Source organism: Corallococcus sp. CA047B, assembly GCF_003612065.1.
Taxonomy (GTDB): Bacteria; Myxococcota; Myxococcia; order Myxococcales; family Myxococcaceae; genus Corallococcus; species Corallococcus praedator.
Window position 1 is genome coordinate 1 of the sequence record NZ_RAWD01000338.1, and the last position, 9,710, is coordinate 9,710.

The window sequence follows — 9,710 nt, forward strand, 5'->3', positions numbered from 1 at the left end:
GGGTGGGGCAGGGCAGGGGTTCAAGCCCCTGGGCTGGCGGGCGGCCCGTTCGCCGCACGGTGGGGCCCGTTCGCCGCATGCGCGTTCCCACCGGCTGAACACTCTCCCCGCGCGGTGCTCGCGCGGGCACCGTGCTTCCCGCAACCCCCTTGCTCCGAAGGCACTCCATGCTGCGCAAGACGTTCCTGTTCCTGGGTCTCCTGCTCGCTCCCGCCATCGCCGCCGCGGGCAAAGGCCCCGACCGCCACCGGCAGGTGGATGCCCTCTTCGCGCCATGGAGCGGCAAGACCACGCCTGGCTGCGCCGTGGGGATCTCTCGCGATGGCGTGCTGGATTACGCGCGGGGCTACGGCATGTCGAACCTGGAGCACGACGTTCCCATCACGCCGCGGTCGAGCTTCCTCATTGCCTCCATCTCCAAGCAGTTCACCGCCTTCTCGATCGGGCTGCTGGCGCAGGAGGGCAAGCTGTCGCTGGATGATGACATCCGCAAGCACCTGCCGGAGATGCCCGACCACGGCAAGACGATCACCGTCGCGCACCTGCTCCACCACACCAACGGTCTGCGTGAACAGGGCCAGCTGCTGAACCTGGCCGGCTGGCGGGGCGACGACGTGTACACCGAAGCAGACATCCTCTGGGCGCTGACCCGGCAACGCGGTGTGAACTTCGAACCGGGCGCGGAGGTCGTGTACGGCAATGCCGCGTACACGCTGCTGGGGGGCATCGTGCGGCGCGTGTCCGGCAGGTCGCTGCGAGCGTTCGCTGACGAGCGGATCTTCAAGCCGCTCGGTATGACGGACACCCGCTTCCGCGACGACCACACCGAGCTCGTGCCCCGGCGCGCATGGGCCTACAGCGCCCGCGAGGGCGGCGGCTGGCGGAGCAGCGTCCCCAATGTCGACCACTACGGAGCGACGGGCCTGTTCACCACGGTCGGTGACCTGCTGAAGTGGGAGCAGAACCTGATCGACGCGCGCGTCGGTGGGCAGGCGCTGAACGCGATGTTGCAGACCTCCGGCAGCCTGAACGACGGCACCGCCACGGGTTATGGCGGCGGCCTGCGGCTGGGGGATCATCGCGGCCTGCGCACGGTGGGTCACGACGGCATGGACGGTGGCTACCGCACGGAGGCCCTCCTCTTTCCGGACCAGCGGCTGGCGATCGTCGCGTTGTGCAACGGCTCCACGCTCGTGCCCGCCGACCTCACGCGGAAGGTGGCCGAGGTCTATCTGGGCGACCGCATGAAGACCGTGATGCCCCCCGCCGTGAAGCTGCCGGAGGCGGAGCTGTCAGTGCTGGCCGGCAACTACTGGAGTCCCCTGACGGATGAAGTGGTGCGGCTGGAGGTCAAGGACGGAGCGCTGCGCCAGGTCGGCGTGCCCACGGCCTTCGTGCCCATCGGCGATGGCGCGTTCCGCCCGGGCGAGTCGATGCACGTGTGGCGCTTCTCGGCGCCGACGGCCGGGTCCCCGCGCACGTTGAGCATCAAGGATGCCTGGCCGACGTTTCGGGACTTCACCCCCGTGACCGCGCCCCTGCCCGTGACCTCGGTGTTGGCCACGTTCGCTGGGCTGTACCGCAGCGACGAGGTCGACGCGACCTACACGGTGCGCGTCGCGGACGGCAAGCTGGCGATCCGCTGGCCACGCCGGGACGAGGTCGTGCTGGATGCCGTCGGCGGGGACCGCTTCGTCGGCTCGCTCGGCGCGGTGACCTTCACGCGGGCGGCGTCCGGGGGAATCGACGGGTTGACGATCAGCAATCGTCGCCTGCGCCGTCTGCGCGCGGAGAGGCTCGGCGTCGCGGAGGCACCGAAAGCGACCGCGACCGTGGACCCGAGATGACGGGCGCCACCTTCAAAGGCACCCACCGCGAGCGCATCCAGCGTGCCCGGTTCTGACCGGGATGCACTGAAGCGCTCGGGTGCGGACGGTCAGGCGAGCAGGACCTGGAGCCCGCGAAGCAGGTGCAGCGCGGCGTCGCGCGAGGGCAGCCCGGCCTGTTCGACAAGCACGGCCTCGGGCTCCTCGCTCGCGACCCTGGGCTCCAGCTCTTGGAACGCGGCGAGACGCGCGTCCCGGACCCGCTGGCGCGCCTCGGGCGTGAGGCGCTCGGTCGCCCAGGCCTCCACGGCCCAGGACAGCTCGGCATGGCGCAGCTCATCCTCGGCGATCTGGCTCAGCGCCTCCCGCACCTGCTCATCGCGCGCCGTGCGTGCCTGCCATCCGGCCACCATCGCGCCATAGGTCTCCCCGACACACCCTTCCTGCGCGTTCTCCAACAGCAGGGCCTCCAGCGAGCGCGACGTGAACGGGGCGACCTCCACCGCGGGCACGGTGGCGCCGTGGCGTCGGGCCAGCGCCGCCGCGGCCCGCGTGTGGCGGACCTCCTCTCCGGCCGAGCGCCGGGCCGCGCGGATCAGCTCCCGGGGCGCTCCGTGGGCCTTCAGCTCCTCCGCGAGTCGGAGAAAGGCAGGCACGGAGGCCGCCTCCAACCAGGCCATCCGCGCGAAGTGGGTGCCCAGCGCGCACCGCGCTTCCGCTCGCGTCGCCTGGAGTCCCTCGGGCCGACGTCCGTCGGAAGCGCATCCCGCGGCCACGGTGAAGTAGCACGCGGTGTGGGGCGGGTAGGGCTCACCGCCGTCCGGAGGCGCCGTGGGCGCGGGGGAGGCCACGCAGCGATGGGCGCCCAGCCTCTGGCACACCAACATGCAGTCCGTGCTCGTGGGGGCGCCCCCATCCGGCAACTTGTCGCGGGTGTCATAGCGCTCCTCACGCGCGTCATACGGGATGCAGCCCCCTTCCTCTTCGCCTTCGCAGGCAATGACCGACAGGACGGGCGCCGCGAACAGCAGGCGGGCCACGGTCTGTCGAAGCAGCGGATGGGGGGCGAACGCGTTGCGCTTGTCGCTGGCCAGGGGATGTCTCCAGGTCGCAGGGGTGTGGGGACGGCGGCGGACCAGTATGACAGAGCGTTACAGCGGGTGGCGGAGAGGGTGCGACCCGGTCGGCCATGTGGGCGTCTTCATCTTCGCTTCGGACCCTGCGTCAAAAACCGGTGATGAACACTTCATCTGTCCAAAGCTCCACGGCACGGCGCGGGGGGCCGGCCACGGGGGGCACGCAGGAGTCCTGTCCTGGAAGCGCGTCTGTTCCCTGAGGGGCGTTGGGATGGTCCCGGGGCGCCCCTACCCTCCATGGGCACGTCGAACCGACCAAAGGCTGCCCCCGATGTCATACCCCCGACGCCCATGCCCCTCTCGTTTCGTCAGGCCCCCGCTCATCTTCCTCTCACTGCTGCTGTGCGGCGCCTGTGAGCCCGTAGGCAGGATCGAGGACCCCGAAGAGCGGGCCCTTCCCGGGGAGCCGTCTGCTCCGTCCGAGGAAGAGCTGCCTCCCGCGGTTCCGACCTCGTCTCCGCCTCCCCCCGCGCTCCCTCCGGCCCCCGCCGGGCTTCGCTCCGTCGCGGCCTGGGAGCGGATGTTCGTGGATGAGTGGGGCCGTGCGCACACCCGGGACTTCCTGCCCTGGAGCAACTCACGCAACAGCTGGAATTTCTACAACCTCGCCTACGGCCTCGACGCGAACACCGCGATGTTCCGGGCCACCGGGAAGAAGGCGTACCTCGACCGGGCCCTGCTCTACGTGAACAACCTGGTGGCCTCCGCCGCGCGCTCCTCGGCGCTCCCCCATAGCCAGTACAAGGACGGGTATTGGGGCTGGGCCTCAACGGTCTCAGCGCCAGCGGGGCAGGAGGTGCCGCTGTATGAGAGCTATTGCTGGCGCTATGTGACGCGGCTGCTGCGCGTCATCCGTGAGACGCCCGAACTCTACGCCGCCGACGTCTACCGCTCGCAGTACGAGCGCCTGCTGACGTTCTCGGAGAAGAACATCTTCGAGAAGTGGTTCGTGCGCGGGGCGAACGACAACCTCTATCGCAATCGCACGCACATGGCCGCTCACTGGGCCTTCATCGCCATGGACCTGTCGCGGATGACCACGGACCCGGAGCGGAAGGCCCGCTACCTGGAGGTCTTCGACAACATCAACCAGGGCCTGCCGAACTTCCCGTCGTCCCTTCGCGGGCAGATGGAGCCCAACCCCGACCACCCGACCGCCTACTTCTGGAATGACAGGTGGGGCCTGAACTCGCAGCCCGGTCAGGATGTGGCCCATGCGAACGGCGTGGTGGCCTTCATCGTCGAGGCCTACGAGGCGGACATGACGTGGACGGCGAATGACGTCCGCAGGCTCACCGTGACGCTGAACACCGTCATCTGGCCCGCGCCCCAGGCGTATGCGGAGTACGTGGATGGCACAGGGGAGGGGGATGGCTGGTTCAACGACGGGCTGATGAAGCTGGGCCGTTACGACATCAACCTCCAGCGCCGCCTGGAGGCGCATACCGTCGGGCGGAACAGCCAGTTCTTCGCCAACGGCGCGCTCAACGTGCGGCTGCTGTCCGAACAGGCCGTGCAGTAGGCCGCGCGGCGTGGTTCGGGGCACGCAGGACGAGGCCCCCCTCCTTCGCGAATCACGAAGGAGGGGGGCCTTGGTGAACACCTGGCGGGGCGTGTCCCCACGCAAGGTACTTGAGGGACGCCGGTGCGGCCTAAGCTCTCCCTGCGCGCATGCCGCCGCGCAGGAGCGAGGGGTCGATGAGGCCGCACCACGTCTGGCCACTGCTGAAGCAGACCCTCACCGAGTGGATGGACGACAACGTGCCCGCGCAGGCGGCGGCGCTCGCCTACTACACGCTGTTCTCCGTGGCGCCGATGCTCATCATCGCCATCGCCGTGGCGGGTCTCGCGTTCGGGCAGGAGGCGGCGCATGGGGAGATCCGGAACCAGCTGCAGAGCCTCATCGGCGACGCGGGCGCGAAGGTCGTCGAGGATCTGGTGGCCAGCGCGAGCAAGCCCAGCTCGGGCATCGTCGCCACCCTGATTGGCGTCCTCGTGAGCGCCTTCGCCGCGACCGGTGTCTTCGTCCAGCTCCAGGACTCGCTCAACACCATCTGGAAGGTGAAGAAGAAGCCGATGAACGGGCTGCTCGCCTTCGTGCGCCAACGCCTGCTCTCCTTCGCGATGGTGCTGGGCATCGGCTTCCTGTTGCTCGTTTCGCTCGTGGTGAGCGCGGCGCTGGCGGCCGCCGGTACCTTCCTCAAGAACTTGATGCCCGGCTGGGAGGCGGTGATGCAGCTCGTGAACCTGGCCATCGCCTTCTCCGTGACCACGGTGCTCTTCGCGATGATCTACAAGGTCATGCCCGACACGCACGTCGCCTGGAGGGACGTGTGGCTCGGCGCGGCGGTGACGAGCTTCCTCTTCAGCCTCGGCAAGCTCGGGATTGGCATGTACCTGGGCAAGAGCAGCGTGTCCTCCTCGTACGGGGCCGCCGGCTCCTTCGCGGTGCTGCTGCTGTGGGTCTACTACTCCTCGCAGCTGCTCTTCCTTGGCGCGGAGTTCACCCAGGTCTACTCGCGCTGGCACGGCAGCCGGCGCGCGGAGCGCCCTGCAGCGCAGGTGACGTAGGATGCGCGGTCCCCGGTCCTCATTCTGGAGGGAGCGGGGACCCTGGTGACCATGAGCGACCTCCTCACCCGCGACCTCTCCCGGCTCCCGGACCTGCTCGAACAGGCCCGTGCGAGCGCCATCGAGTTCCTCACCGCCCTGCCCGAGCGCCCCGCGGGCATTCGCCCTGAACCGCCCGAGCCGCTCGGGCTGCCTGACGCGGGCCTCGGCGCGGAGGACGCGCTCGCGCTCTTCCGCCGCCGCTACGAGGCCGGGCTCTCCGGTTCCGCGGGGCCGCGCTACCTCGGCTTCGTCACCGGGGGCACCACGCCCGCGGCGCTCGTGGGCGACTGGCTTGTCTCCGCGTACGACCAGAACCTGAGCAACGGTGGCGACTCGCTGGCCACCAGCGTGGAGCGCGAGGCGCTGGGACTCTTGCGCTCCCTCTTCGGCCTCCCCGAGGCCTTCGAGGGCGCCTTCGTGAGTGGCGCGACGGCGGCGAACCTCGTCTCGCTGGCCACCGCGCGGCAGTGGGCGATGGAGCGGCTCGGCCACGACGTGAGTGAGGAGGGGCTGTGGGGGCTGCCGCGTGTCGCGGTGCTGGGCGGCGCGCCGCACGCGAGCGTGCTCAAGGCGCTCTCCATCCTCGGCATGGGGCGACGCTCGGTGCAGGAGGTCCCCTGCCTCCCGGGCCGGCCCGTCATGGATCCGAAGGCGCTCGAGGCGCGGCTTGAGGCGCTCGGCGGCGCTCCGGCCATCGTGCTCGCGAGCGCGGGGGAGGTGAACACCGGGGACTTCGATGACCTCGAGGCGGTGGGGGCGCTGTGCCGCCGCCACGGAGCCTGGCTTCACGTGGATGGCGCCTTCGGCATCTTCGCCGCGTGCAGTCCCGCGCACGCGCACCTGCTGCGAGGGCTCGCCCACGCGGACTCGGTCGCGGCGGACGGGCACAAGTGGCTCAACGTGCCCTACGACTCCGGCATCGTCTTCACGCGCCACCTCGCGCAGCAGGAGCGTGTCTTCCGCGCGGTGGCCGCCTACCTCGGGATGGGGCCGGACCTGCTGCACCGCACGCCGGAGAACTCGCGCCGCTTCCGGGCGCTGCCCGCGTGGATGACGCTCATGGCCTACGGCCGTGAAGGGCACCGCGCCCTCGTCGAGCAGAGCTGCGCGCTCGCCCGCGGCCTGGCGGAGGGACTCGCAACGTCGCCGCACTACGCGCTGCTGGCTCCGGTGTCGCTGAACATCGTCTGCTTCGCGCTGAGAACAGGGGACGCCGCGCGACGCGACCGCCTCCTCGCGGCGCTGCAATCCGACGGGCGCGCGCACTTCACCCCCACGCAGTACGCCGGCCGCCCCGGCCTGCGCGCGGCCTTCTCCAACTGGCGCACGGGGGAGGCGGACCTCCCCATCATCCTCGCGGCGCTGGAGGCCGCGGCCTCCGAAGTCTAGGTCCCTGGACGTGGCCCGCCCAGGGGAAGCCGGGGCAATAACTCACATGCACAACGCACGATTCAGACGAACGGCCCAGTCCGCATCCGGGTTCGTCGTGCCGTCTCCGACCCGTTCCATGATGGCCGCAACCGCCAGGTCGCGCCGCTTGGGCAATCGCGCCGCATCGGCTGCCGCCAGCGCGGCCGGCATCTCCTCGCGGGTGAGGTCCGTGCAGTAGCTGGGCGCGCCAGGCTGCTGCCGCCAGGACTCCGCGAGTGTCCCCGCATCGAATGCGTCGAGCCCGGTGTCCTCGACGAGTGCCATTGCCACTTTGCGATCCGTCTCGCGATCGGCCGCAACGGGGATGGCGATGCGGTCCGGACTCCCCACGGGCTTTGCCTTCTTCGCGAAGGAGTCGGAGCCGATGGCGTTCCATGCCTTCACGACCGGCCGGCCCAACTGTTCGGCCACCCACAGGCTCTCGACCTGACCGGCTTCGAGGGTGTCGATCCTGCCGTCGCGCGCCGGATAGTAGTTCGAGGTGTCGATGACGACCGTATCGGCCGGCACCTTGGCGATCAGCGGCGCGATCTGGGGGAGACGGTTCAGGGGAATCGAGAGGATCACTGCGTCGACGTCCGCCACGGCGTCCGCCGCGGAGACCGCACGCCCGCCGAAGGCCAGCACGTCGGCTCCGATCGTCTCCGGGCCACGGGAGTTGGCCACCTTCACGTCATGTCCGGCCGCGCTCAACCTTTGGACCAAGGTCTTCCCGATGTGTCCAACGCCCATGATGCCGATCTTCATTGGAGGTCTCCTGGTTATCCTGAAGGGGTTATTCGATCGCCGGGTGCGCCAGCGCTTCCAGCGTGCGACGAAGCTTGTCGAGGTCCTGGTCGGTGAGCTGGCAGGCCGACTTGATCTTGTCGGTGATGCCTCGGACCTCGGCTTCGAGGGCGCGGCTGCGGGGGGACAGGTCGACCAGCACGCGGCGTTCGTCGGCGGGATCGCGTTTTCGCGTGACCATGCCAGCAAGAGCTAGGCGTTTGACCAGGGGCGTAATTGTCCCCGTGTCCATGTCGAGGCGGGCACCGAGTGCGCCGACGGAAAGTGGCGCGCCATTCAACAGCTCCAGGATCACGAGATACTGCGGGAAGGTCAGGCCCAGCGGCTCAAGGAATGGCTTGTGCATTCGCGCCATCCGGTTCGCCGCGCCATAAAGCGCGAAGGAAAGCTGTGTGCCGACGCTTTGTCGTTTCGAAGCCATACTCTCTAGTTCGCAAGTATCTAGTGCTCTAGATAATGGGCTGTGCTGACTTGTCAAGGCTCAGCATCCAACTTGATGCCACGCAGGTGTCCATGCGCCTCGACGGCCTCGACGTGATGTACGTCCGGCGGTCGAGCAAGAGGGGGCCTGACGCGCGGCAATGCGGACAAGCGGCGGCCTGGTTTTCAAGGAGCATGGATGTGCCTCGGCACCTGCCCGGATATTGCGCGGGAACGACCTGACTCAAGGGCTGCGGACAGATGCGCCCCTGGGGTATGTCGGGGGCCACTGGACGGGACGTGCCCAGGCTGGGGGGAGTGCGAATGCGTGGGCTGATCAGCGTGCTGGTGGTCTTCTTGCTGGTGGGATGTTCCCCCTCGGAGGGGCCCTCTTCAGAGGACGGCGGTGGGCCACTCCGGGACGCTGGGAGCACGGCGGACGCGAGCGTTGGTGAGCCGCCCCCCGATGCGGGCGCGCTGTTCGACGCGGGTGGCGATGCGGGCGAAACGCTCGACGCGGGCACCGAGCCCGATGCGGGCACCGAGCCCGACGCCGGGGTCGAACCGGATGCCGGCACCGACCTTGATGCGGGCATCGAGCCCGACGCGGGCACCGAGCCCGACGCGGGCAGCGGCCCTGACGCTGGCACCGAGCCCGACGCGGGTGATCCTGTCGTCCTGTCCGTCCGGCTCATCATGCCCGGGGACTCGCATCAGCAGGACCCGGTCGAAGTGACCTATGTGAACGCCCACCTGCGCCCCTACCTTGAGATTGGCGGTCCGCGACTGCCCGACCGCGTGGACCTGCTCCTGGACGGCGTGCTCCTCACCTCGCTGCCGGGGGGCGTCAACGCCTTCGACTGGGACACCCGGACCGTCGAGGAGGGCGAACACGCCCTGTCCGCGCGGGCGCACGTGGGGACCCGGTCCTTCCTGAGCAGCTCGCGGCGGGTGGTGGTGGACCGGACGCCGCCCCATCTCGCGCTGCGCACCCCCGAGACCGGCACGCGCGATGTCTCGGAGGACGCACCCATCCAGGCCGTCTTCTCCGAGCCCATCGTTCCCGAAACCCTCGAGTCGAGCCTGTGGATGACCCGCAACTACAAGCTCATCACGCCGGAGCGCACCCTGTCCCCGGACGGGACGGTGCTCACCCTGAAGCCGCTCCCCCAGCCCTCTCCCAGCTACGTCCGCACGATCCGCTACGCGGTCGACTTCCTCTCCTTCGCCCCCGTCACGGACCGGGCGGGCAACCCGCTCTCGTGGCGCAGCGGAGAGTGGAGCTGGGAGACCCTCCGGCTGATTCCGCTGGAGGCCCCCCTCGACGCGAACAGCGGGTACGCCAACTTCGATCCGTCGCTCCAACTCGACGCGAAGGGCCTGCCGACGGTGGCCTGGAGCGAGGGCTCCCAGTTCGGCGACTCCTCCATCTACGTCTGGCGCTTCACGGGGCAGTCTTGGGTTCCCGTGGGCCCCCCGCTGTGGGCCTCCCTGGACT

Annotated in this window: 8 protein-coding genes; 5 read left to right on the forward strand and 3 right to left on the reverse strand. The window is 69.6% G+C overall.

What is annotated here, in order from left to right; translation table 11 throughout:
• Positions 1-167 precede the first annotated feature (167 nt).
• On the forward strand, positions 168-1,847 hold the full coding sequence (locus tag D7X74_RS34615) for a serine hydrolase (protein WP_120537269.1): 1,680 nt from the start codon (positions 168-170) through the stop codon (positions 1,845-1,847).
• Between the two features lie 89 nt (positions 1,848-1,936).
• Here D7X74_RS34615 and D7X74_RS34620 read toward each other — a convergent pair whose 3' ends face one another.
• Complete coding sequence (locus tag D7X74_RS34620) at positions 1,937-2,866, reverse strand: hypothetical protein (protein ID WP_120537270.1); 930 nt, start codon at positions 2,864-2,866, stop codon at positions 1,937-1,939.
• Positions 2,867-3,482: 616 nt separating this feature from the next.
• Between D7X74_RS34620 and D7X74_RS34625 the strand changes: the two genes are divergently transcribed.
• The 3 genes from D7X74_RS34625 to D7X74_RS34635 all read left to right on the forward strand — a co-directional run bounded on the left by D7X74_RS34625 (position 3,483) and on the right by D7X74_RS34635 (position 6,964).
• A complete protein-coding gene (locus D7X74_RS34625; RefSeq protein WP_233595213.1) occupies positions 3,483-4,484 on the forward strand; it encodes a hypothetical protein in 1,002 nt (333 codons plus the stop codon).
• Between the two features lie 176 nt (positions 4,485-4,660).
• Positions 4,661-5,533 carry a YihY/virulence factor BrkB family protein gene (locus tag D7X74_RS34630; RefSeq protein WP_120537272.1) on the forward strand — a complete coding sequence of 291 codons (873 nt, stop codon included), beginning with the start codon at positions 4,661-4,663 and terminating at the stop codon, positions 5,531-5,533.
• A gap of 51 nt (positions 5,534-5,584) precedes the next feature.
• Positions 5,585-6,964, forward strand: coding sequence for a pyridoxal-dependent decarboxylase (locus tag D7X74_RS34635; protein ID WP_120537274.1), 1,380 nt, complete (start codon positions 5,585-5,587; stop codon positions 6,962-6,964).
• 42 nt (positions 6,965-7,006) lie between these two features.
• On the opposite strand, the gene D7X74_RS34640 is transcribed toward D7X74_RS34635, so the two are convergent.
• Both D7X74_RS34640 and D7X74_RS44585 read right to left on the reverse strand, forming a co-directional pair.
• Entirely contained in the window at positions 7,007-7,753 is a 747-nt protein-coding gene (locus D7X74_RS34640) for an NADPH-dependent F420 reductase (RefSeq protein WP_233602389.1), read from the reverse strand.
• Positions 7,754-7,781: 28 nt separating this feature from the next.
• On the reverse strand, positions 7,782-8,213 hold the full coding sequence (locus D7X74_RS44585) for a MarR family winged helix-turn-helix transcriptional regulator (protein WP_120537273.1): 432 nt from the start codon (positions 8,211-8,213) through the stop codon (positions 7,782-7,784).
• Positions 8,214-8,536: 323 nt separating this feature from the next.
• On the opposite strand from D7X74_RS44585, the gene D7X74_RS34650 reads away from it, so the two are divergent.
• On the forward strand, positions 8,537-9,710 hold a 1,174-nt coding region (locus D7X74_RS34650), incomplete at its 3' end, for an Ig-like domain-containing protein (RefSeq protein WP_199741968.1).